The 25766-nt window shown below is 44.5% G+C and carries 20 protein-coding genes and 1 riboswitch; of the genes, 19 read left to right on the top strand and 1 reads right to left on the bottom strand.

What is annotated here, in order from left to right; all coding sequences use genetic code 11:
- Positions 1-88: 88 nt before the first annotated feature.
- From NE665_RS08815 to NE665_RS08725, 19 genes are all read left to right on the top strand, one after another.
- Complete coding sequence (locus NE665_RS08815; RefSeq protein WP_117442082.1) at positions 89-604, top strand: CbrC family protein; 516 nt, start codon at positions 89-91, stop codon at positions 602-604.
- Between the two features lie 271 nt (positions 605-875).
- Positions 876-3377 carry a GGDEF domain-containing protein gene (locus NE665_RS08810; protein ID WP_117442081.1) on the top strand — a complete coding sequence of 834 codons (2502 nt, stop codon included), beginning with the start codon at positions 876-878 and terminating at the stop codon, positions 3375-3377.
- Between the two features lie 498 nt (positions 3378-3875).
- Positions 3876-4346, top strand: a complete 471-nt coding sequence (locus NE665_RS08805) for a GNAT family N-acetyltransferase (protein WP_117442080.1) — start codon at positions 3876-3878, stop codon at positions 4344-4346.
- 73 nt (positions 4347-4419) lie between these two features.
- Positions 4420-4683, top strand: a complete 264-nt coding sequence (locus NE665_RS08800; protein ID WP_117442079.1) for a zinc ribbon domain-containing protein — start codon at positions 4420-4422, stop codon at positions 4681-4683.
- An 82-nt stretch (positions 4684-4765) separates the two neighbouring features.
- The gene (gene proC / locus NE665_RS08795) at positions 4766-5560 is read left to right on the top strand and encodes a pyrroline-5-carboxylate reductase (protein WP_233104666.1); all 795 of its coding nucleotides are present in this window, start codon (positions 4766-4768) and stop codon (positions 5558-5560) included.
- Positions 5561-5842: 282 nt separating this feature from the next.
- On the top strand, positions 5843-6394 hold the full coding sequence (locus NE665_RS08790; protein WP_117442077.1) for a GNAT family N-acetyltransferase: 552 nt from the start codon (positions 5843-5845) through the stop codon (positions 6392-6394).
- A 727-nt stretch (positions 6395-7121) separates the two neighbouring features.
- The gene (locus NE665_RS08785) at positions 7122-7664 is read left to right on the top strand and encodes a GNAT family N-acetyltransferase (RefSeq protein WP_256302530.1); all 543 of its coding nucleotides are present in this window, start codon (positions 7122-7124) and stop codon (positions 7662-7664) included.
- 319 nt (positions 7665-7983) lie between these two features.
- Positions 7984-9546: an ATP-binding cassette domain-containing protein gene (locus tag NE665_RS08780; protein ID WP_117442075.1), complete on the top strand. Its 1563-nt coding sequence runs from the start codon at positions 7984-7986 to the stop codon at positions 9544-9546.
- A gap of 335 nt (positions 9547-9881) precedes the next feature.
- Positions 9882-9988, top strand: a riboswitch (TPP riboswitch).
- 97 nt (positions 9989-10085) lie between these two features.
- Positions 10086-11393, top strand: a complete 1308-nt coding sequence (gene thiC, locus NE665_RS08775; RefSeq protein ID WP_117442074.1) for a phosphomethylpyrimidine synthase ThiC — start codon at positions 10086-10088, stop codon at positions 11391-11393.
- Positions 11394-11658: 265 nt separating this feature from the next.
- Positions 11659-12030 carry a hypothetical protein gene (locus NE665_RS08770; protein WP_117442072.1) on the top strand — a complete coding sequence of 124 codons (372 nt, stop codon included), beginning with the start codon at positions 11659-11661 and terminating at the stop codon, positions 12028-12030.
- Positions 12031-12497: 467 nt separating this feature from the next.
- Positions 12498-12890 carry a hypothetical protein gene (locus NE665_RS08765; RefSeq protein ID WP_117442113.1) on the top strand — a complete coding sequence of 131 codons (393 nt, stop codon included), beginning with the start codon at positions 12498-12500 and terminating at the stop codon, positions 12888-12890.
- 148 nt (positions 12891-13038) lie between these two features.
- Positions 13039-13464, top strand: coding sequence for a MarR family transcriptional regulator (locus NE665_RS08760; protein WP_117442071.1), 426 nt, complete (start codon positions 13039-13041; stop codon positions 13462-13464).
- Positions 13465-13480: 16 nt separating this feature from the next.
- Entirely contained in the window at positions 13481-14908 is a 1428-nt protein-coding gene (locus NE665_RS08755) for an MATE family efflux transporter (RefSeq protein WP_117442070.1), read from the top strand.
- Positions 14909-15369: 461 nt separating this feature from the next.
- Complete coding sequence (locus tag NE665_RS08750) at positions 15370-16734, top strand: PTS mannitol transporter subunit IICBA (protein ID WP_117442069.1); 1365 nt, start codon at positions 15370-15372, stop codon at positions 16732-16734.
- Between the two features lie 56 nt (positions 16735-16790).
- Positions 16791-18896, top strand: coding sequence for a transcription antiterminator (locus tag NE665_RS08745; protein WP_117442068.1), 2106 nt, complete (start codon positions 16791-16793; stop codon positions 18894-18896).
- 14 nt (positions 18897-18910) lie between these two features.
- Positions 18911-19678 (top strand): PTS sugar transporter subunit IIA, encoded by a 768-nt coding sequence (locus NE665_RS08740; RefSeq protein ID WP_117442067.1) that lies wholly within the window; start codon positions 18911-18913, stop codon positions 19676-19678.
- Positions 19675-20613: a 1-phosphofructokinase gene (gene pfkB / locus NE665_RS08735; RefSeq protein ID WP_117442066.1), complete on the top strand. Its 939-nt coding sequence runs from the start codon at positions 19675-19677 to the stop codon at positions 20611-20613. Before NE665_RS08740 ends, pfkB begins: the two co-directional genes overlap by 4 nt.
- A 1-nt stretch (position 20614) precedes the next feature.
- Positions 20615-21865 (top strand): zinc-binding dehydrogenase, encoded by a 1251-nt coding sequence (locus NE665_RS08730; RefSeq protein WP_117442065.1) that lies wholly within the window; start codon positions 20615-20617, stop codon positions 21863-21865.
- Positions 21866-22496: 631 nt separating this feature from the next.
- Positions 22497-23414 (top strand): exopolyphosphatase, encoded by a 918-nt coding sequence (locus NE665_RS08725; RefSeq protein WP_117442064.1) that lies wholly within the window; start codon positions 22497-22499, stop codon positions 23412-23414.
- 320 nt (positions 23415-23734) lie between these two features.
- Here the strand turns inward: NE665_RS08725 and NE665_RS08720 are convergent, their stop codons facing one another.
- Positions 23735-25609, bottom strand: a complete 1875-nt coding sequence (locus NE665_RS08720) for a [FeFe] hydrogenase, group A (protein WP_117442063.1) — start codon at positions 25607-25609, stop codon at positions 23735-23737.
- Positions 25610-25766: the final 157 nt, after the last annotated feature.

Raw genomic sequence — 25766 nt, 5'->3', positions numbered from 1 at the left:
AGAAAAAGAGCTGCTTGTTTCGATTTTCATAGCTTAGCAGTATACAGGCATACCAAAGAATAACAGAAGGTGAACGTAGGGAGGCATTATGTCAGAAATTATCAGATTCCAATATCATCCAAACGCATATGAACAGGATATTTTTGAAAAAGGTCCGGCAACTTGTCAATGCTGTGGCAAACAGACAGAGGTATATTATTCCCGTATGTATTGCAGGGAAAGTATACAGTGTATCTGCCCTGCATGTATAGCAAATGGGGCAGCTGCTGAGAAATTCCAGGGAGACTTTATTCAGGACGCAGAGACTTGGAAGGTTTCAGACCCTGCAAAAACAGAGGAGTTGTTCAAACGAACTCCGGGATATACAAGCTGGCAGGGAGAGTTTTGGCTCGCATGCTGCAATGATTATTGTGCATATCTTGGAGAAGTAGGAACCGTGGAGCTGGAGGAGCTTGGAATCGCAGATGAAGTGTTTGCGGAATATGAAGGGCATGGGGGATATGAAAATGTCAGAGAGTATTTGGTGAAATCCGGTTCCTGCGCAGGATATCTGTTTCGCTGTCGACATTGTGGAGCATATCGGCTTTGGGTAGACTGTGACTGATATCACATCAGGAATTACGATACAGCTGTCAACAATCAGCTGAGTCTTTAGAATGTTAGAATATGCAGAAAAGAACGGTACTGTTGTTTACGGTATCTTTTTTCATTTTGTATAAACCATTTTTTCATGAAATGCGATAATTCTAAATTAAATATAACAATATGATTGATATGCTGTACTTTGATGCAAACTTCTGGTATTGTTGAGATATAAGTAATCTATATATATGAGAAATGATAATACAACATGAAAAGGCTGGAGGCATAATGAAATGAAAATAGAGACAATCGGGATTCAGAATGATCACAAGCAAGTACCGGGACAGGCTATCAGCGAGAGTATGATGATGGAGCTGGAAATTGGCTTTAGTAAGCATCGGCTGGATGACGGGCTGACCTTTATATGGGGCAATGCTGCTTTTTACCGGCTTACCGGAATAGCAAAAAATGAATTCTGCACCAGATATTCAGACTTTAGAACATACTATGGCAGTGATCTTCGCTGTATCTGTGAATATGAATCCATGCATCAACAGCTTTGTAAGGCCTATGAAGCAGGAGCAAAGAGCATTTCCCATCAGCTGCGTATAAAAGGAAGGCTATCCTGCAGCTGGATAAAGCTGACTGCTTTTTTCTGTACATTGCCTGATCAAACACCCGGAGCCTATTTCATGTACACCGACATCAGTGCTATGATGAAAAAACAGCAGGAGCTGGAGGAGCGTGAGAATAACTTTGCATGGATGCTGTCTGTGTATGCAGGAAATGTTTATATCAGCGATATGGACACCTATGAGCTTCTGTATCTGAATGCGCATGCCTGTAATACCCTGCAGGCGAATGCTGATGCTGTAATCGGAGAGAAATGCTATAAAGTCATTCAGGGAAGGACATCCCCTTGTCCCTTCTGTACAAATCACAGACTGAAAAAGGATGAAACGTATGAATGGGAATTTTATAATCCGAATCTACAGAGAACCTTTATGATTAAGGATCGGATGCTGAACTGGAAAGGGCACAGAGCACGTCTGGAATTATCCTATGATATGTACAGTGCGGAATATAAGCTTGCGAAAAAGGATCAGGAAAGAGAATCTATTTTAAAAACGATACCCGCCGGTATGATCCGAATCGATGCCCGAGATTATCGTACGGTTTTGTGGTATAACGATATATTCCTAAACATGATTGAATATACGAAGGAACAATTTGAAAACGAGCTGCACAGCCGCTGCACCTATATGCATCCGGATGATTACAAACGCGTACAGCTGCTGGCTCAGGATTTAAAGGAGTCCGGAGAAAATGTTGTACTGGAGGCAAGAGCCTACACGCGTTCAAAAAAAGAGCGCATATGGACAACGACCCTATGCTATATCAGTGGGGAGGACAGCTGGGATGGTATTCCGTCATTCTACAGTCTTAGTCTGGATATCACAAAGGAACGCAAGAAAATGGAAACGCTGCAGCATAAGGCGGAAAAGGACTCTTTAACCGGAATCTATAACCGTGCAGAGACAGAAAAGCAGATAAAGGAGTATCTGGTGGATAATCTGCATGCCAAGGGTGCCTTATTCATGATTGATACAGATAACTTTAAGCAGATCAACGATACCGAGGGGCATATGGTAGGAGATGTAGTGCTGGCAGAGCTCGCCAATGGAATGAAGCGTCTGATGCGGGAAAGCGATATTGTCGGCCGGATTGGCGGGGATGAATTCACGATTTTTATGAAAAATATAGCATCTCTGAAGGACGCGGAAAGGAAAGCACAGGAGCTTTTGCACATGTTTCGGCATCTGTTCGACAAGGAAAAAAGCTCTGTCAATGTTTCCTGCAGTATTGGGATAGCATCTTATCCAAGAGACGGACATACCTTTAAGGAATTATATGCCAGTGCGGATAAAGCGCTGTATCAGGCAAAGCTGCAGGGGAAGGATTGCGCCTTTATTTACGATCCGGAGCTGTTGGAAAGCATGGGGCAAACTTCCTATTCCTCTTTGGGAACAGCTATTGATTCAGAAAAACGGTATGCGGAAAGCTCTGATAATCTTACACGCTTTGTTTTCCGCACACTGTATCAGAGTGAGAACATTGATACCGCCATTTACAAGGTACTTGAAACCGTTGGGAAGCAATATGATGTAAGCAGAGCCTATGTATTTGAAAATTCCGATGATAACCGCTTCACCTCCAACACGTATGAGTGGTGCAATAAGGGAATCAAAGCACAAATCGATAAGTTACAAAATGTCAATTATGAGGATTTCGGAGATTATGAGAAGCTCTTTGGAGACGATTCTATTTTCTATTGCCGCAATATTCATACACTTTCGAGCGAGCAGGAGGAGCTATTTGCCAGTCAGGGGATACATTCTACTCTGCAGTGTGCCTTTTATGAAAATCGGATATATCGCGGCTTTGTCGGCTTTGATGAATGCACCGGTCTGCGGCTTTGGACACAGGAGGAAATCAGCTCACTTTCATTGATTTCACAGCTTTTATCCATCTTTCTGCAGCGCAAAAAAACACAGCAGATCAGTCAGGAAATGATTCAGTATCAAACAGTACTTAACAGCCTTGATGAATGTATCTATGTCATAGAAGAAGAAACGTCGATACTGCTGTATGCGAATCAGAAATTCCGGGAAACCTATCCCGGCTTTACGATTGGCTCCTCCTGCTGCTTTGATCGCTGTGATGCGCATAAAATGCCGATAATCTGGCATCGTAAGCATGCATTTCTATGTATCGATATGAAAGAAAGCATGTGATCAGGTTAGCTATTATCCACAGACATTATAGTGATGCAGGCTGCATCGCCTCAAGCAAGGTATGTAAGGGACAGTGGTTTTCAAGCAAATCGCTCTATAGGAAGGTATGGTTCTATAAGTAAAGCTGCCAATGACGCCTTCCTTGGATAAATGCAGGGAAGGCATTGTTATGTTTGCTATAAGCATTCAAGGCTGGTACGATCCTGCTGCCAGTACTTCCTGTCAATACAGTCAAGGCGAGGTATCCTGAATATTTGTAATCTATGCGCTTACCTAATATTTTTAAGAAAATGAGCATGATCCAGCTTTACCAGGAGGGTGGAGAATGCTTTTTTACTGGATATCTGTGTCGGTCTCTATACTTTTATGAGAAGCAGTGATGCCTTTGGATACATACAAGATTATGTTTGTTGTAGAATCGGCATAGCTTTGATAAAATGGAAGCCAGATAAGGGAAAAGCTACAGGATGAGGCTTCACATTGGAAAGGAATGGTTGTATGGAAAGCAGAAACCATATAGAGCTGCGCACATTTCAGGAAAAAGATTTTGCAGAGGTGCTGCAGCTGTTTTATGATACCGTGAGAAATATCAACAGCAGGGATTATACGCCTGAACAGATTTCGGCATGGGTACTGGGAGTTGATGAGGCGCGAATGAAGAAAGCACTGTTGGCGCATACCACACTTGTTGCCACAAGCAATGGGAAAATTGCAGGCTTCGCGGATATGGATGAATCCGGCTATCTGGATCACCTCTATGTTCACCAGCAGCATCAGAGGCAGGGAATAGCCACGATGCTTTGCGATGTGCTGGAAACAGAAACCCCGGCAGCTGTACTTTCTGTGCATGCGTCTATAACCGCAAAGAATTTTTTTCTGCGGCGCGGCTATCAGCTGCTTCACGCACAGCAGGTGGAACGTCAGGGACAGCACCTGACAAATTATCGCATGGAAAAAAGAAAAACATAGCATTTCCTTTGGAATAGGACAAGCAGTTGTCATATTCCTCATGGTATCATGAGGGCATAAAGGAGGACATATCATGGAAGAGAGATACTGTCAGTGCTGTGGAATGCCAATGGGCGATACCAATGCGTTATATGGAACGGAAAAGGACGGATCAAGGTCTGCGGATTATTGTAAATACTGCTATGAAAATGGTGCGTTTACTTCCGATTGTACAATGGAGGAAATGATTGAATTTTGTGTTCCTGTCATGGCAAAGGAGAATCCGGACATGACAGAAGAGAAAGCAAGAGAGATGATGCAGCAGTATTTTCCCACACTGAAGCGCTGGATGAAATAAGCGGCAGCATATAAGATACGATATTTACGAAATGACAGTATGCAGCTGTCATTTTTTGCATACGATATACAGAGGTGATGATTTGAAACAGAATATAGGGTTTATTGGATTCGGTAATATGGCACAGGCTATGGCGGATGGATTGCTTGCAAGCGGAATCGTAAAGGGGGAACAGCTGTATGCCTGCGCAAGGCAATGGGATAAGCTATGCAGAAATACTGAGGCGCGTGGCATGCATGCATGTAAAAATGCCATGGATACTGTACAGCAGTGTGACATCATTTTGCTGGCAGTAAAGCCTTCACAGATTGATGAGGCGATTTCCACGGTAAAAGAGCAGCTGCAGGGAAAAGCCGTAGTTTCCATGGCGGCCGGGATGCTTTTTGATACGTATGAACAGCTGCTACTGCCACAGACACACCATTTGAGCATCATACCGAATATGCCGGTATCCGTTTGTGAAGGGGTCATATTATGGGAACAGCGAAATTCCTTACAAACAGAGGAGGCGGCAGCCATTGAACAGCTTTTCTCCGCTATTGCTTTGATTGAAAAGCTGGAAAGCAATCAAATGACAATCGGTGCAACCGTAGCAGGCTGTGGTCCTGCCTTTGCGGCGATGTTTATCGAAGCGGTGGGCGATGGTGCAGTAGCATATGGGCTTGGACGTGAAGCGGCTTATCGGCTCTGCGCACAGATGATGGCAGGAACAGCAAAGCAGCTGATCGTAAATCCACAGCATCCAGGACAACTGAAGGATCGTGTAAGCTCTCCGAAGGGAACGACGATTCAGGGAGTGGCAGAGCTGGAACGTCTTGGCTTTCGCAATGCCCTGATTTCTGCAATCGATCGGATTGAGCAATTCCGACTGAAATAACAGATTTCTTTCCTTACGCAGTAAACGGTTACATCGTTTATCCTCTGCTTTCTTATTTTCAGAAGATAACACAACTATGCGGACTGCAAGGATCTCCTTCGCATTTTATGAACGATGAAGCTCTTGATGAGCTTTGTGATGCGGCTACGAGGAATGAATCATTGTCCTTTCAGGTGCGTATGCCTCCTGTGATTGCTTTCAGGTGCTGAAATCCTTCTGCCATTGCTTGTCATCATAAAGGAATCTGGTATAATAAAGAGAATTATAGAAAAGAGGGAAATTATGCTGGAAACAAAACGACTCATCCTTCGACCATGGCAGATCGAGGATGCTGAAAGCTGTTATCGATATGCGAAAAATCCGAACATCGGTCCAAAGGTCGGATGGCCGGTGCATGAAAGTGTGGAGAACAGCAGGGAGATCATACGGACCGTGCTGTCCGCACCGAACACCTTTGCCGTTGTATGGAAGCAGAGTATGGAGCCTATTGGTAATATCAGTTTGATGATTGGAAAGCAGTGCAATCTGACAAATGCAGCTGATGAAGGAGAAATCGGCTATTGGCTGGGGGAACCATTCTGGGGACAGGGTCTGATTCCGGAAGCGACAAAACGGCTTATACGCTATGCCTTTGAAGATTGCCATTTAAAAAAACTGTGGTGCGGATCTTTTGAAGGTAATCATAATTCCAGACGTGTACAGGAAAAGTGCGGCTTTCATTATGCAGGCAGTGAGGTGAGAGAATGGCCGTTAATTCATAAAACTCTTACCGGTCATATTATGAGTCTAACCATTGAGGAGTGGAGACAGACAAGCTGCAGGAAGACTGTATAGGAACAGGGTATCGATGCATTATGAAAGCGGAGATCGGGCATGTTTGCAGCTAGCTGTTTCTGTAGGTGAAGGATGTCTGTCACAGAAAAACTGTCGTATTCATGCAATGCAAGGGATGCTTTGTTTATCACGGTTTCATACAGAAATCAATATTTCGGCACGGATGGTCTTCATGCTGTGAACTCTACAGGATAAAAAATCAGGCTGTAAATCAGTGAATCATAGCGTGTTAAGCAATATAGCATCCATTGCATCGGTTATTCCTGTATCCTCTTTTCCTCGTTTTTTTAAGCTGTATACTGTTTTTATATTTGCATGTGCGAGTATGTATAAGGTATAAACACGTTACTGTAAGCAGGGGAAATGCAATTCTGTAATGAAGGAAAGCGCTTCTAAATGGAGAGGACAGCTTTTGATTTCATCTTATTTATAATGGCAGCAGCTGCATTCCCCTCCGTGTTGACCTTTTACGGATCATATCCCATGTAACTATTACAAGCCTAATACTAAGCACCGTCTGAAAACAGAAAGAACCTGTACAAGCCATAACGAATAGCAGGATTGCTGCAGCCTGTTATCCTCCTTACATAACACAGGATTTTGATTTTGTTTATACTATATCGCTGAATAACAGCACACGCTCTGAATCGGACACAGACCACAACGAATTCCTCTTGTCAATGAAAAGGAATCTGGTATAATAAAGAGAATTATAGAAAAGAGGGAAATTATGCTGGAAACAAAACGACTCATCCTTCGACCATGGCAGATCGAGGATGCTGAAAGCTGTTATCGATATGCGAAAAATCCGAATATCGGTCCGAAAGCAGGCTGGCCAGTACATGAAAGTGTGGAGAACAGCAGGGAGATTATACGTACCGTGCTGTCCGCACCAAACACCTTTGCTGTTGTGCTGAAGGAAACCATGGAGCCTGTAGGAAGCATCGGACTGATGATTGGAAAGCAAAGCAATCTATCGATTGCAGACGATGAAGGAGAAATCGGTTATTGGATTGGAGAGCCTTACTGGGGACAGGGTCTGATTCCGGAAGCGGTAAAGGAGCTCATGCGCTATGGATTTGAGGACTGCCATTTAAAAACGCTATGGTGCGGGTATTTCGACGGCAATGATAAATCCAGACGAGTTCAGGAAAAATGCGGCTTTCATTATCTACGCAGTGATGTGAGAGAATGGCCGCTGATACAGCAGACACTTACTGAACATGTATTGTATATCACAAAAGAGGAATGGGAAGCAAATATCGCATAGCATGGTAGAGCGGATGTATTTTCTATTTTCTTATAGATACAGAGAACCAGAGATTTCAAGCAGCAATGCATCGTAAGCGAAATCTCTTTTTCTTTCTTTAGACCACGAAGTCTTTGCGCAACACGTTTGTATCGAAAGAAACATGAGAAAATGATTTTTGGGGTTGACAGTAAATCCATACTCTACTAGAATAAAGAGGAATGGAGAGTGAGAAGATGAGCAAATAGATAATAGACCCTGCAATCGAACTGTTTAAAATAAACTTTTTTCGTATGCGTCAATTATCTGCTTACAGCCTGCCTTAAAGGAGGCGATGCTCATGCTTATTCTAAAGCACCTTACTATCCAAGATAGTAAAAATCACACACTGCTAAACGATTTGAATTATTCCCTGGGAAATGACGATAAGGTAGGAATTATCGGCGAGGAAGGGAATGGAAAATCCACACTGCTAAAGGCGATTTATAACCGAAATCTAATTGAAGACTATGCAGCTGTGAGTGGTATAATTGACACAGATTATAAAGAAATAGGATATTTTGAACAGCAGCTTTCCAGTACATGGGAGGATGCTTTTCTTTTTGAATATTTACTAAAGGAAGACAGCGAAGATGAAATCCAGCCGGAACAATTTAATGATCTGCAGGGCTGTGAAACACTATGTGCCGAGCTGGGCTTAAAAAATGAAATTCTGTATGGCGAACAGAAAATAGGAACATTAAGCGGTGGGGAGAAGGTGAAGCTGCAGCTGTTAAAGCTGATGCTGCGCAAGCCAGAGCTGCTTCTGCTGGATGAGCCAACCAATGATCTCGATATTCAAACCCTGCAGTGGCTGGAGGATTTTCTGAAAAATCTGCGCATCCCTGTACTGTTCATATCTCATGATGAAATTTTACTGAGCAGATGCGCGAATGTGATCCTGCATCTGGAGCAGCTGAATAAGAAAACGCAATGCCGTCATACAGTATATCGCGGAAATTATGAGGAATATGTGGAGCAGCGAAGCAATCGGCTGAAAAAGGAAGCGCAGGAGGCGTCATGGCAGAAACGGGAATACCGCAGAAAAAAAGAAAAGCTGAATGACTTTATAAATGCTGTGCATGACGCACAGAACGATACGGTACGCAGTCCGTTTTATGCGGCGGCATTAAAGACGAAAATGAGAAATCTGAAGGCACAGGATCGCAGACTGGAGAAGGAGGGCTATGCGCATGTGGACAGCGTAGAGGAGGCAATCGATGTTTTCTTTGAAGGAGAGGGCTTTCCAAAAAGTCGACGCATTCTTGATTTTCATCAAGAGGAATTGAAAACAGAGAAAAGAGTACTCCTAAAGGATATCCACATCACCCTTTATGGCAGACAGAAAACGGTGATTGCCGGTGAAAACGGAAGTGGAAAGAGCCTGTTGATGAAAGAAATCTATAATATATTGAAAACTCATACGGATATCCGGCTTGGCTATATGCCGCAGAATTATGCAGAAGCTTTTTCTGAACAGGACACACCGGTAACGTTTTTACTGGAAGCCTGTGACAGAGATGATGTAACCAGAGCGCGGGAATTGCTAGGACGCATGAAATTCACAAGAGAGGAAATGGAGCATCCGGTATATCAGCTGAGTGAGGGACAAAAGGCGAAGCTGTATCTGTTGCGCTTTATCAAGCAGGGCTGCAATGTCCTTCTGCTGGATGAGCCAACGCGAAATCTTTCACCACTGACAAGTCCTGTCATACGCCGTATTCTAAAGGATTTTCCGGGTTGTATTCTGGCCGTTTCCCATGACCGGCTGTTTATACAGGAGGTGTTTGATTCTGTACTGTGGATTTCACATAATAAACTGCAGGAGCTGGAAACTGAGCGATTCATGGAAGAGCTTAGCTAAGCGATGCTTTCCTTTGAATTGTTGATGACGATGCAGTTGTACTTCTAACATTTTCTTTGAAGCGGAGGTAAGTGTGCTGCATGGACATCAGCATGCGCAAGGTATTACTTTCAGTAAATCTGCATTGTACTTCTGACATTTTCTTTGAAGCGGAAGTAAGTGTGTCGCAGGGATATCAGCATGCGCAAGGTATTACATGCGATAAATCTGCATTGTACTTCTGATGTTTCCTTTGAAGCGGAGGTAAGTGTACCACAAGAAAATCAAGATGCGAAAACAATACTTGCGATAAATTTGCATTGACAGTCCTGTCTTTCTGTGGTGTAATACTTTCGTACAGATAAATGGGGTGCCTACGTATGGCTGAGATCGGAAATTGCTCCGGGACCCAATGAACCTGATACGGGTAATGCCGGCGTAGGGATTTTATAGAGAAGCACAGCAGGACTGGACTTTATTCTGTTGTCATCCAAAGAAATCATAAAAAGCTGACACCGTAGCAGGCTTACAGCTTTTTTACTATATAGGAGGATACTGCAATGTACACAACACAAATGGATGCTGCAAGACAGCAGATTATCACAGAAGAAATGAAGGCTGTCGCTGCCTATGAACAGTTAGACGAGAAAGAGGTATGCCGATTGGTCGCTGCTGGAGAGCTGGTGATTCCGGCCAACAAGCATCATAAATGCCGAAAGTCCTATGGAATCGGCAGCATGCTGAAGACGAAAATCAATGTAAATCTGGGGACAAGCAGAGATTGTCTTGATCTGGATATGGAACTGGAAAAGGTGCGCTATGCCGTTGACATGGGAGCTGAGGCTATTATGGATTTAAGCTCTTTTGGCGATACGCAAACCTTCCGCAGAAAGCTGGTTGCAGAATGCCCCGCCATTCTTGGGACAGTACCGATTTATGATGCAGTGGTATATTACAATAAAGCATTGAAGGACATTACGACACAGGAATGGCTGGATGTCTTCCGCATGCATGCAGAGGACGGTGTTGATTTTATGACGATTCATTGTGGGATCAACAGACAGACTGCTGCACGCTTCAAGAAACAGAAGCGAATGACGAATATCGTATCCCGCGGTGGCTCCATCATATTCGCCTGGATGCAAATCACCGGAAATGAAAATCCGTTTTTTGAGCATTTCGATGAAGTTTTAAGGATATGCAGAGAGCACGATGTGACTTTGTCGCTTGGGGATGCCTGCCGCCCCGGCTGCTTGGAGGATGCAGGAGATATCGCACAAATCGAAGAGCTGGTCACACTGGGAGAACTGACGCAGCGCGCATGGGCACAGGATGTGCAGGTAATCATCGAGGGGCCGGGTCATATGCCCCTTCATCAGATACAGGCAAATATGGAGCTGCAGAAAACAATCTGTAAGGGAGCACCGTTTTATGTACTGGGGCCAATCGTGACGGATGTCGCACCGGGCTATGATCATATCACAGCGGCGATTGGCGGTGCAATGGCGGCAGCCTATGGGGCCAGCTTTTTATGCTATGTAACACCGGCGGAGCATTTGCGTCTTCCCAATGTTGATGATGTTAAGGAAGGAATCATTGCCAGCAGGATTGCTGCACATGCGGCGGATATCGCCAAGGGAGTAAAGGGAGCCATGGAGTGGGATCATCAAATGGCTGAAGCCCGTGGCAATCTGGATTGGGAAAGCATGTTTGCATTATCTATGGATCCGGATAAGGCCAGAGCATACCGCGCACAATCTGCACCGGAGCGCGAGGATACATGTACCATGTGCGGGAAAATGTGTGCCATCCGTAATATGAATAAGCTGTTGCGAGGGGAAACTGTCGATATCATGGAAGAGGAATAGCGATACGTTAACAGCGTATGCATGTTTAAGAAAGCATGGATAGTTGTATAAAGAAAATAGAGGAAAGGTCAGAAAACAGCAGGAAAGAGGTCGTAAGAGCATAGAGGGGCGTAACATAAAGGAAGCGCAAGAAAAGACAGTGTGCTTCCCTATATACAAAGGGATATGTGCCCTCCAAGGCTGCCGGCTAAAAGACAATAAGCGTAAAAGCGTTGACAAGCCCTTTGAATACTATATAATGAAGATAAGATAGGGATGTGATCATATGTCGGAATTCATCGTCAGTAAACGGATTAAAAATGTAGTTGAATTTGATAAAACCAACAAAAAGCTGAGATTCCTGCTCGATGAAGGAGATCAGGTATACTATTACAAGGATTTGGAGAATATCGGTATATCCTGTGAATATCATCATAATCTGAAGAAAGCTCTAGCGCATAATCTGCTCTTTCCTACCTATGCGGAAGGGCGACAGTTTGTGCGTGTCGGTATTCGTATGAAGGTACGGATGGGACAGTCTGTTTTTGTACATGTATCCGAGGACATCGTGGACAAAGGAACCATGCAGTATCATGAGGACATGCGTACCGCACGGCAAATTGTGGACTTACTGAGGAAATGCCGGGCAAAGGCATAGCATACAAAGCATAAGCAAAACGGTATCTGATCGGTAGTGCGGATATCGTTTTTTATTTCGTTATATAAAGAGTGGGATGAAGCAATGCAGAAGCTCGGTCGTGCTATTCGCAACTGTGAAAGCGGAGTATAGAATAGGAGAAAAGCAGGCTATGTCTATAGGAAGCTGATAAACTGGTCGGATGAATGAAATGATATCTATTTGATGATATCACAGTGGTAAGCATGCCCGACAGGCTGTGATTTTATCATGTTTTAGTATCTATACTTACCGGTTGTTCATGAGCCGGTTGATAATCTGCTTTCGCTTATGTAAAGAATGGGGGGAAGCATTTCCTTTTCCTTTTTAAGCAATTCATAGCGAACTGTGAAAAACTTTTTAAATCATTGTATAAGATATTGAAGAAAAATAAGAATAGTAATATAATGAGGATGAAGGAAGGGGGAAACCCCGGAAAGGAGAAGACAATGAATCCAGAATTTACTCCCAGCAAAACCGTTCGTGATATCATTCAATTTGATAAGGAGCATAGGCAGCTGCGTTTTCTGATGGATGAGGAGCAGGTCATACCCTACCGGGAAATCAGCAGCTGTTCACTGAAAAATCAGTATTATAAAAAAAGCTCAGTTTCCCAGCTTGCCAACCTGTTTACAAACAATGGGATTCTGGCAAGTGAAAATCAGGAGCTTCGGGTATGTATTGAAGTGAAGCTGAAGGATGATACCAGAGTATATGGATACGTTTCCAAGGAAATCATACGTCCCAATCAGACACCGTACGATGAGGATGTTCAAACAGGAAGAGCTATTCTGAAGCTCATTCGCAAGGTAATCGCAAGGGAGCAGCAAGCAGCCGCATAAAGTTATGCGGTTTTTTTTAACTGGATAGCATGAGTGATGCACATGAAACAGCCCTGCTAATCGGAGTGGCAATATTTTATATAATTTGTTGCATATGCAACTATTGTCTGCTATACTATGGTAGTTGTTTTTGATGAGAGGTAGGACAATGGCACATATCAGTAAAAATGCTTCTATCGTATATCGCAGCTCACAGGCCTTTTTCGATGAAACGCTGGCACCGTATCACATTGGCTGCGGCCAGCAGTTTTTTCTGATGCGTATTTATGAACAGCCGGGAATCAGTCAGTTTGAGCTTGCGGAGACGGGAAGCTTTGATAAGGGGACCTGTGCCAGAGCAGTTAAGAAGCTGGAGGAGCTTGGCTATCTGCGAAGGGAAACAAGAAGCAGTGATCGAAGAAGCGTGCAGCTGTATCTGACAACGCAGGGAGAACAGCTGGTACCGGTGATACAAGGCATGCTTGCTGAATGGAATGCAATTCTTTGCCATACCCTGCATGCGGATGAAAAAGAACAGGCAGAGAGACTGCTTGATGAAATTGCGGAAAATGCAACGGCGTATATGAAACGATGAGAGGGAGTGCAGAGCTATGGAACAGACTATGAAGGAAATAAAGACGAAAAACCCGCTGGGATATCAGCCGATTGGCAGGCTGCTGATGAAATTTGCCATCCCGTCTGTAATATCCATGCTGGTGAATGCGGTCTATAATATTGTAGATCAGATATTCATCGGACAGGGAGTAGGCTATCTGGGGAATGCAGCTACAACGGTTGCGTTTCCTATTGTTACGATTATTCTGGCAGTAGGAACCATGCTGGGGGCAGGCGGAAGTGCCTATGCGGCAATCAAGCTGGGGGAAAAGAAGGAAGAGGAAGCTGAGAATACATTGGGAAATGTATTTATTCTGCTGGTTGGAATCGGTATTGTTCTGACTGTTGTCGGATTGGTTTTTCTTGATCCGATTCTGACAATTTTCGGTGCTACGCCGAAGAATATGGGATATGCGAAGGATTATGCGAGTATCATACTGATCGGTACCGTTTTTAATCTGCTCGGTATCGGCCTCAGCAATATGGCACGATGTGATGGAAGTCCGAATGTTGCCATGTACAGCATGGTCGCTGGGGCATTGTTAAATTGTGTTCTGGATCCGATATATATATTTGTATTTCACTGGGGAGTGCAGGGAGCTGCGATTGCGACCATCACCTCACAGATTATCGCAACGGTGATCCTGCTGTACTATTTTACGCGCAGGGGAAATATGCGGCTGCGTCTGACGCATACACGGTTGAATCCAACCATCTGTAAAATGGCATTTTCTCTGGGGATTTCCAGCTGTATCACACAGCTGTCCTCTACAATTCTGCAGATTGCCATGAATAATTCACTTGTGTATTATGGAAATCAGACAAGCGTCACCGGGGATGTTGCGCTTTCCGCAATGGGAATCGTCATGAAGATATCCATGATTATCGTATCCATCTGTATCGGAATCGGTATCGGTGCACAGCCGATCCTGGGCTTTAACAGAGGAGCGAATCAGCCGAAGCGTATCAAGCGATGCTATCGGCTCGCAAGCAATATCGCAACAGCTGTCACAACGGTAGGCTGGGCGATGTTTATGCTGATTCCGCATATCATTTTGATGCTGTTTGGTAGTGCAGATGCCAATTTTACAGAATTCGCAATCAAGGCGATGCGCATCTTTGATCTGGGAGTATTCTGCGCAGGCTTTCAGGTAACCTCCACCTCCTATTTTCAGGCAACCGGGCAACCGATGAAGGCAAGCATTTTGTCCTCACTGCGACAGCTGGTACTGCTGATTCCACTCATCCTCATCCTGCCGCTGCATTTCGGGCTGGACGGTATCCTGTATGCCGGTCCGATTGCGGATATCACAAGTGCTGTGATCATCTTCTTCTTTATTCACCATGAAATGAAGAAGCTGGATGTGCAGATTGCACAGGAGAGCGGAGAAGAGCTTGGGGTATACAGTGAACCGATAGCATGAACTAAGATAACTTACATAGTTGAAAAGGACGCAGAATGAATGCGTCTTTTTTACAAGCTGTATGCATCGGATATAGCAATAGAAAAGAAATCCAGCGGTTTTTATAGCTGATCAAAGACGTGACCAATATTTTATAAATAATATCTATGAATAAAAGACGCATTCTTTACGTGTTATGCGTTTTTTTCAGATTTGATTATAGAAAGCCTGCAGGCAGTAATAAATAAGTGACAAAACCTGAACCTGTTTGCCTTGTCAATACTATTCAGGATAGCGTTTTCATAGTATAATAACAATAATAAAATTCATGAAAACACGGAAAATACAGGCTTATTTTAAAATGTTAAAAATTGTCATGCAAGGGTGTGCCAAACATGAATTTCATTTCGTTGTTTTTCCTCGCTCCCCCTTTTATACTGTAAGTGTAAAGAGGAAAGGTTACAGAAAGAAGGGAACTATTTATGAAAGAAAACGTACAGAGGTTTGGCCGCTTCCTGAGTGGAATGGTCATGCCGAACATCGCCGTATTCATTGCATGGGGATTTATCACTGCTCTGTTCATTCCAACCGGCTGGATGCCGAATGAAACACTGGCACAGATGGTTGCGCCAATGCAGCGCTTCCTGCTGCCGACACTGATTGCCTATACCGGAGGTAAAATGGTTTATGATGTGCGGGGCGGTGTAGTAGGAGCTGCCGCTGCCATCGGTATTCTGGCAGGAACAGAGGATCCTATGTTCATCGGTGCAATGATTGCCGGCCCATTGGGTGGTTGGCTCATGAAAAAGGTGGACACTCTGTTTGAGGGGAAAATACCGGCAGGCTTTGAAATGCTGGTCAATAACTTCTCTGCTGGAATTTTGGGAGCATTGCTGGCTGTCTTCGGATGCCTTGCTATCGAACCGCTTTGTGTCGGTATCAAGGATGTTCTGGTAGTCTGTGTTGACTTCCTGGTAAAACGCAGTCTTCTGCCGCTGACATCTCTGTTTGTTGAGCCGGCGAAGATTTTATTCCTCAACAATGCGATCAATCACGGTGTCTTCACGCCGCTGGGAATGGATCAGGTCGCAGAAGCAGGAAAATCGATTTTCTTCCTGATTGAAGCGAATCCGGGACCGGGCTTGGGACTGCTGCTTGCGTATAGCTTCTTTGGAAAGGGAGCTGCCAAAAGCAGTGCACCCAGTGCTGTTATCATTCACTTCCTTGGTGGAATACATGAAATTTATTTCCCCTATGTATTGATGAATCCGCTGACTGTTCTGGCTGTTATGGCAGGTGGTATGTCCGGCGTCTTTATCAACAGTATCTTCAACTCCGGACTCGTATCTGCCGCATCCCCGGGAAGCATCATCGCAATACTTGGCATGTGTGCAAAGGACAGCTATATCGGTGTCATTCTGAGTGTGATTGTAGCAGCTGCCGTATCCTTTGTAATAGCAGCCTTCATCCTGAAATTCAGCAATAAGAACACAGATGATAGTGCCTTGGAAGAAGCAAGTGCTGCCGTTAGCTCTATGAAGCGTGAGGCCAAAGGGACAAAGCCTGCAGCTGCAGTAAGTAAAATCGTATTTGCATGTGATGCCGGTATGGGAAGCAGTGCCATGGGGGCAACAACCCTGACAAAGAAGCTGAATGCCGCCGGTATGCAGGTGACGGTTGAGCATTATGCACTGGATGATGTACCAAAGGATACACAGGTCATCGTTACGCATAAATCACTGGTGGAGCGGGCAAGGAGCCACTGTCCAAACGCTCTGATCTTCCCAATCACCAATTTCATGGGTGGGAAGGAATACGATGAAATCGTAGCAGAGCTTACAAAATAAAAAATTACCGGTAATCGCTAACAAGCGGATACGGTATAAGAAAGGAATTGATCTTTATGAGCTACCCGAAGGGCATGATCTATTCGTCACGCTTAAAGAAAATATTACAGATTATCATAGAAACAGATGGATATGTCAAGGTGGAGGAGCTTGCCAAACGGCTGAAAACAAGCTCACGAACCATCTTTCGGGAGCTTCGGCATATTGATGATGCTTTAAAGGAATATCATGTCCACATGATATCGAAGGCAGGCATGGGCATTCGTATGGAAGGCTCTTGTGAGGATAAGGAGGCGCTTCGTCAGGAATTGAATACCGAGCAGATACAGTATCTCAATAAGGAAGAACGGCAGCACCTCCTGATATTCGAGCTGCTGCGAAGTGACGAGGTCCAAAAGCTCCTGCATTATGGTGCACTGTTTCAGGTGAGTGAGGCTACCATATCCAATGATTTGGATTGTATAGAGCCATGGTTTCAACAGCATGATTTGTCCCTGATTCGCAAGCCGGGTGTCGGTGTTGGTGTTCAGGGGGAGGAGGCTGTGCTGCGAAAAGCGATGACACAACTTCTGCAGGAGCATTTACAAAATAAGGAAAGCTATGAAAGTGTAAATTTTCTGGACTCCCAGACCTTGCTTACCGAGATCTTTCTCCATCAGGATGCCGGTATTCTGAACATGTTGAATCAGGATATTTTGAAACGGATTCTGGATGTATTTCATACCAACCAGCATGAGCTGAATCTGGACCGCTATGCACAGGCATCCTATATCGGTCTCATCATTCATCTGGTAATCGCCATTGAGCGCATTTTGAAAAACGAGGAGCTGAAGGATGGCGGGGATGTCGTTGCCATGGTGCAGGATGATGCCAGCTATAAGCAGGCGCAGCAGATGGCACATGTTCTGGAGCTGGAATTTGATATTGATATACCGGATGTGGAAATCGCATTTATCGCCCTGCATATTCGGGGAGCTAAAATCAGCAGAGTCGAATATGACAGTCTGCAGGATGAAACTACACAGCAGCTTCGCGATATTCTGTATGCCATGCTGCAGACCTATGATGAGGATAAACGCTATCTTCTTATGGAGGATGAGGAGCTTTTTCAGGGATTGCTGACACATCTGTCACCGACGATCACCCGTCTGCAGCATGATCTGCCGATTTACAACCCGCTGCTTTCGCAGATACAAAAGGAATACGGGGAATTATACGAGCAGACAAAGCAGGCATGCCGTGTTTTGGAGAACTATTGCGGTGCACCAATCAGTGCAGATGAAACAGGCTTTATCACCATGCACATCGGAGCATCACTGGAGCGTATGCAGCATACCGCAATTCATCGGCGTGTAATCCCCATCGGTGTTGTGTGTGCGAGTGGGATCGGTGTCAGTGCCATGCTTTCAGCCCGCATTCAGAAAAGCTTTCATCCGGATGTTAAGCTGCAGATATTCTCTATGGAGGATGTACAGCGCCATGCATATGATGACGCTGAGCTGCTGGTTTCCACCTTTTCGCTGGATGTCTCGGATCGGGAAGTGATCGTCGTAACACCGCTGCTGAATCAGCAGGATATTCACAATATACGAGCAGCTGTTACGAGTCGTCAGGAGCTTTCGGAGCCGCTTCAAAAAGCAGTCCAGCCTGCGAGTGAATTTCGCGAACAGCTGCGCCTGCTGAAATCCATCAGTGAAGAGAGTCTGCTTTTGCTTGATCACATCAGGCTGCATACAAGCGACAGTGAAACACTGATGGAGCTGCTGGTTGAAGGTGCTGCACAGATTGGAAAGGACAAGGCCGCAATTCAGCAGATTACCACAGCGTTGCAAAAGCGTGAGAGCATGGGGTCTGTGATTATGCAGGATTTGCAATTTGCTCTGCTGCATGCCACAACCAGTGCCGTGGATACGATGGAAATACTTCTGCAATATCCCGGACATGCATGGAAAAGGGATGCCAAGGGACTGAAGTTTGTTGTTGTGATGCTTATGAATCCTCAGGCAAACAGTGTTCGTAAAGAGCTTTTATCGCTTTTCTCCAGAGGTCTTGTGGAATCCGACGCCTTACTGCAAGCCGTCTGCACACAGGATATCGAGCGAATAGAAGCGGCACTGAGTCAGCTGATCATGGAGTACATGGATACAGCGATTGCATGGTAGAAAGGAGATGTTCGATGGGCTTGTTTCATAAGAAGGAAGAGCGGGAAGCACTGGAAGACCTGCATATCTATTTTGTATGCGATGCAGGCATGGGAAGCAGCGCAATGGCCGCAAGTCAGCTGCAGAAAAAGCTGAAGGCACATGGAATCATCTGCCGTGTGAAAAACTGTGCGATTGATGAAGTAGCATCCAATGCAGAAATTCTGGTATCCCATCATAACTTTGCACAGCGGATACAAAAACAATTTCCTGACGTACGCTATTACAGTGTTCAGGGATTTATGAATGATGAAGAATATGAAAACATAGTGGAGGATATTATGATATTCAGAAAGAAAAAGGAAGAGAAGAAAAACAATATACTGGAAAAGAGCAACATTCTGTTAAACTGCCATGCCGACAGCAGTGATGAGGCAATCATAGCCATGGGAAGGCTGTTACAGAATTCCGGATATATCGATGAAGGATATATTCAGGGAATGCTGAATAGGGATCACTCCCTGACTACCTATATCGGTAATGATATTGCAATTCCTCACGGGGAATATGAGGTAAAGGACTGTGTAAGAAAGACGGGAATTGCTGTTATGATTTATCCGGATGGTATCAAGTGGGCGGAAGGCAGAGCGCGTATTGTGATCGGCATTGCCGCAAAAAATGATGATCATATGGCGATTCTTGCCAATATTGCAGAGAAGCTTGGAGAGATGGAAATGGTGGAAAAGGTTGTCGCAGGGGATGTCGATACCGTTTATGATATTCTGGCAGGTGATGCGGCATGATTCTTACCGTAACCTTCAATCCCGCTATTGATAAAACGGCAGAGGTGGATGTGATGATTCCGGGCGGTTTGAACCGATTGAAAAATGTGATGCAGGACGCCGGGGGAAAGGGTGTTAATGTATCCAAAACCATTCATGCCCTGCAGGGGAAAAGCATAGCGACCGGATTTCTGGCTGGATCAGCCGGAGAATACATCCAAAAGGTACTGAATGAGCTTGTAATTGAAAATGATTTTGTATGGGTGGAGGGAATGACCCGTACCAACCTGAAGGTATTGGATCACGATATGGAGCTTACGGAACTGAACGAGGCTGGCCCGGTTATCACAGAAACGGAAATTAAGCGCTTAAAGGAAAAAATTCTTTCCCTGATTCAGCCGGATGATCTTGTGGTACTGAGTGGTAATGTATCTGCAGGTGTTCGTAATAATATTTATCGGGAGCTGATTGACATTGTGAAGCAGCAGGGTGCCCGTGTTGTTCTGGATGCGGATGGGGAGCTGTTTGCGCAGGGGATACAGGCAAAGCCCTATGCAATCAAGCCGAATAAATATGAGCTTGCGACATATTTTGGAATTTCACAGAGCTGCTCCAATGAGGAAATCATTTCTCTGGCAAAAACACTGCTGAATGAGGAATGCCGTCTGGTTGTCGTATCCATGGGGAAGGAAGGCAGTATCTTTCTCAGTCATGAGGGAGTATATCAGGCAGAGGCTTTGCATATTCAGGCGCATTCCAGCGTAGGTGCGGGGGATGCCATGGTGGCAGCGATCGCCTATGCTCTGGAACAAAACAATACAATGGAACAGCTGATTGCTCTGGCAGTCGCATGCAGTGCGGGAGCTGTTATGACAAAAGGAACACAGCCTGCTGAAAAGGCGGTTGTGGAAAAGCTGATGAAGCAGGTAACAATCAAGAAACTGGAGGAAATTTGATATGAAAACAAAAGCAGTGCGTCTGTATGGCGTAGATGATATCCGTCTGGAGGAGTTCGATTTACCGGAAATCAAGGAGGACGAAATTCTTGTAAAGGTAGTCAGCGACAGCATTTGTATGTCCACATGGAAAACGGTAAAGCAGGGGGCAAACCATAAGCGTGTGCCAAACGATGTAGCGGATCATCCAATCATCATCGGACATGAGTTTGCCGGTGATATCGTGCAGGTAGGAAAGAAGTGGCAGGATCGCTTTCAGCCGGGACAGAAATTTGCACAGCAGCCGGCTATTCCGGGACAGATGGAAAGTCCGGGATATTCCTATCAGTGGTGCGGTGGAGATACGCAGTATTGTATCTTTCCCAATGATATCATTGAAGCAGGATGTCTGTGGACCTTTGAGGGCGATGGCTATTTCGCAAGCAGTGTGGCAGAGCCTGTCAGCTGTGTAATTGGCGGCTATCACACAAACTATCATACCGTTCCGGGTACCTATCAGCACGTGATGGGCACAAAGGAGGGCGGCAATATCATTATACTTGGCGGCTGCGGACCAATGGGATTGGGGGCAATCAGCTATGGTCTTACCTTTGAAAATAAGCCGAAGCGCATCGTTGTGACAGAAATCAACGATGAGCGAATCAGTCGTGCAAGAGAGGTGATCAGTGAAGAAGAAGCGGCAGCACATGGCGTTGAGCTGCTCTATGTGAACACAGCTTCCATGGAAGATCCGGTACAGGAGCTGATGGCATTGACCGAGGGAAAGGGCTATGACGATGTCTTTGTGTATATACCGAACCGTGCGGTCTGCGAATTGGGAAATCGTATTATGGCATATGATGGCTGTATGAATTTGTTTGCAGGACCAACTGACATGAACTTCTCTTCCATGATCAATCTGTATGATTGTCACTATTCCAGAAGTAAAATCATCGGATCAACCGGTGGAACGATTGATGATATGAAGGAAGCGATTGAAAAAGAAGCAAAGGGACTGATCAAATCGGCGGTTATGATTACCCATGTCGGAGGTCTGGATTCTGTAGTGGAAACAACAAAGAATCTGCCGGATGTGCCGGGAGGTAAAAAGCTTGTCTATACACACATCAATATGCCGATGACGGCGATCGATGATTTTGGAAAGCTGGGAGAACAGGATCCGTTCTTTAAGGAGCTGGATGCTGTCTGCCAAAGAAATAAAGGATTGTGGAGTGCGGAAGCGGAGAAGCTGCTGCTGGAGCATTTCCAATAAGCAGAAGCAGGTATCATAGGCTATACGAAAGAAGATAAGGATCTAATTTAAATAGGGTCTTATTTTCTTTAGAATATCGTCGCAAAACAAAAGAACAAAGGGTTAAGTTCATCGGCTTGTGATGCTCTTGATCCTTTTTTCTTATCTGCAGGGGGACATTCTTCTATCGAAAACCTAAGGGATTTTCATCCTTTTACATTCCTAGCGAATGACAGCCATGCTTCGTCCTGTTCACAGAAAGAAAAGCGCTATGCAAATGAAATCGAGGTAATATTAATAGACAGCTGTTTCCAATACCTGTGTGTTTTTCAGATTTGATTTTCCACATAGCTAAGAAGCTGCGATCATATAAACCAATCACTGTATGATGCTTTCTTTTTACGGTGTGAAACAAAAACCATATAGCCAATAAAGTGTATAACAATTACGCGACACAGAATCTATATTTAATGGGAGCGATGCTCTATTCATATCACATATCTGATGTTATATTGTTGTGAAATCTGTGTGTAAAGAAGGCTGCACACAGCGATGATTGATACAGTATAAGTATCTATTGAAAGGGCTTTCTCTTGCTTGTGCTTATATTTAGTGATAAACTGATGGTATACATATCAAAGGAGGAGCTCACATGAGATTATTGACAAGATCGGATTTCGATGGATTGGCATGTGCTGTGTTTCTGAAGGAAGCAGGGGTCATCGATCATTGGAAATTCGTTCATCCAAAGGATTTGCAGGACGGCTTGATTGAGGTTACACAGGATGACTGTCTTGCGAATGTTCCCTTTGTGGAAGGCTGTGGTCTGTGGTTTGATCATCATTCCAGTGAAGAGGAACGTAATGCATACAAAGGAAAATACAAGGGGGAAAGCAGATATTCTCCAAGCTGTGCTCATATCATTTATGATTATTATGGAGGCAGAGAACGGTTCCCAAGATATGATGATTTACTGGAAGCGGTGGATAAGGTGGACAGTGCCAATTTAACCTTTGAAGAGGTGTTGCATCCCAATGATTGGATTCTGCTTGGTTTTATCATGGATCCGCGTACCGGGCTGGGACGATTTCGCAATTTCAGAATCAGTAATTATGCATTGATGGAAGAAATGATAAACTGGTGCAGTACGATGAATATCCATGAAATTATGGCAGAAGCAGATGTTCGGGAACGTATAGAGCTGTATTGGGACCAGACTGAAAAATTCATCGATATGGTGAAGCAGCATACAACGGTACAAAACAAAATTATCATTTCCGATCTTCGCGGTGTTGACCCAATTTATACCGGCAATCGTTTTCTGATTTATGGCCTGTATCCGGATGCGAATATTTCTGTATGGATTGTAAATGGTAAGGGTGGAAATGGCTGTTCTGCAGCTGTTGGCTACAGTATAATGAACAGAACCTGCACGATTGATGTCGGTGCGCTGATGCTGAAGTATGGCGGTGGCGGTCACCGTGTTGTCGGTACCTGCCAGTTTTCGGACGATACGATGGAAGAAAAGCTGGAACAGCTACTGAGTGATATGAAAAGGATGAATAGCTGAATTAACACTTTTTGAAGTGAGCGAAGGACCTAAGTGTCCTTTTTTTGTTTCAAGCATACCTTTTCTGCATGCCAAAAAAGAAAAGACATAATTCATATGCATATATATAGAGAGATTTGATTAGGACAGGGAATGCCTGCGTTATTGTTCATGTTATAGGGAATGGCCACATTATGATTTTTGTTAGTAAGAAGCTTCTGCAATAGACACATTGGAAGTATTCAATCATCTGCAGATTGATTCTCTTGTATAGATATTCTGCTTGTTATCGAAAAAAGCAATACCCATGTATTAACACAGGTATTGCGTTCATATAACCATTATATTTTTTCAAACATATCCTTTGGAACCGTGCAGATCGGACATTTGTAATCATCAGGTTCCTTCGTGATATCCCCCTCATAAATATATCCGCAGATGGTACAGCGGTAGCGTACATCCATAGGCTGCTCTTTGACAGGCTCTTGTACAGGTGCATCCTCTACCTTTACAAACATATCCTTTGGAACCGTGCAGATCGGACATTTGTAATCATCAGATTCCTTCGTGATATCCCCCTCATAAATATAACCGCAGATGGTACAGCGGTAGCGTACATCTGTAGTCTGCTCTTTGACAGGCTCTTGTACAGGTGCATCCTCCATCTTTGCAAACATATCCTTTGGAACCGTGCAGATCGGACATTTGTAATCATCAGACTCCTTCGTGATATCACCCTCATAAATATAACCGCAGATGGTACAGCGGTAGCGTACATCCATAGTCTGCTCTTTGACAGGCTCCTGTGCAGGTGTATCTGCTTGATACATAGCTTCATAGCGGGATGGATTCTCCTGTAAATCGTTTCTTGCTTCGTAATTTGTATGCAGCAATGCTTCTGCCAGATCACTGAGCGGCTTCCCATAAAATTCCGCATACACCTTCTGAATATGCGGGTTATCGTGAGAATTGCGTAGAGTGATACTGCTGTCCTTATCATACAGTGACTGAATTCTTGCCCTTCGGACAGTATCCATATCCTCGCCGATATGCTTCGTTTGTCCACCGCCTGAAATACAGCCTCCCGGACATGTCATAACCTCTACGAAGTCAAAGTGCTCCTTGCTCTCCTTGAGATGATGTAAAAACTTTCTGGCATTATCGGTTCCATGAACAACAGCAACCTTCAAAGGCAGCTCCTGAATAGTCAGTTCGGCCTTACGAACCCCCTCCATGCCGCGCACAGCCTCCAGCTGGAGAAGATTCTTTTGCGGCTGTTCCTTTGTCAGGAAATAATATGCACTGCGAATTGCTGCCTCCATGACGCCGCCTGTATTACCGAAGATGATACCGGCACCGCTTCCTCTTGGCATCAAAGAATCATAATCGCTTTCTTCTACGCTTTCCAAATCCAGATTACGCGCACGCATCCAGTGTGCCAGTTCTCTTGTTGTGACTACACGATCGCAGTCCTGCGCAGGCTTTCGATCCAGATAATTTGCGGCATCGCTTAATTCCTCTCTCATGATTTCAAACTTTTTCGCTGTACACGGTGTGATGGCTACAACATAAATATCATCTGCATCCAGACCTTCTTTCTCCGCAAACCATGTTTTGATGGTTGGTGCAAACATGGAAATTGGTGATTTGCTGGTGGATAAATTAGGCAGCAGCTCCGGATAATAGGTTTCTGCGAATTTCACCCAGGCAGGGCAGCAGCTGGTAAACTGCGGCAGTGGCTGTTTCGTCTGTATACGCTCAATCAGCTCACTTGCCTCTTCCATAATCGTTAAATCAGCAGCAAAGGTCGTATCGAACACATAATCAAAACCAAGTGCACGAAGACTGCCTACCATCTGTTCTTCAACATAGCTTCCCGGCTGCATGCCGAATTCCTCTCCCAGAGAGACACGGACGCTTGGAGATGTGATGGCGATTACGGTCTTACCGCTGTCCTGAATGACAGACTGTACCTGCATCCAGTCCTGAATTTCTGTGATAGCACCGGTAGGACAGACATTGGCGCATTGTCCGCAATGAATACAGATCGCTGTATCTCCGGTTTTTAAAAGATCGTAATGATGACCGACGGAAATCTGTTTCTGACATACGTCCCGACACTGTCCGCATTTGATACAGAGACTTTCAATTCTGCGAATGGCCGGGTTTCCTTCCTCGATTGGTACCCGTACATCCATGGATAAATGTTTACTCATATACTTATCTCCTCTATAGTTAAATTAAGAATAATTCTTAATTATAATTTAATTTTACCTTTTTATGGAAAGGAAGTCAATCATATTTTATTTCTTTGTGTATTCTGTAAACAGCTTCTCTGAAATAGGTTGTGAATTTACCGCTATACAGCGGCAA

Origin of the sequence: Clostridium sp. DFI.1.208, assembly GCF_024463855.1 — a bacterium.
Lineage (GTDB): Bacteria > Bacillota_I > Bacilli_A > Erysipelotrichales > Erysipelotrichaceae > Clostridium_AQ.
This window is presented reverse-complemented; position numbering and strand designations above follow the sequence as displayed.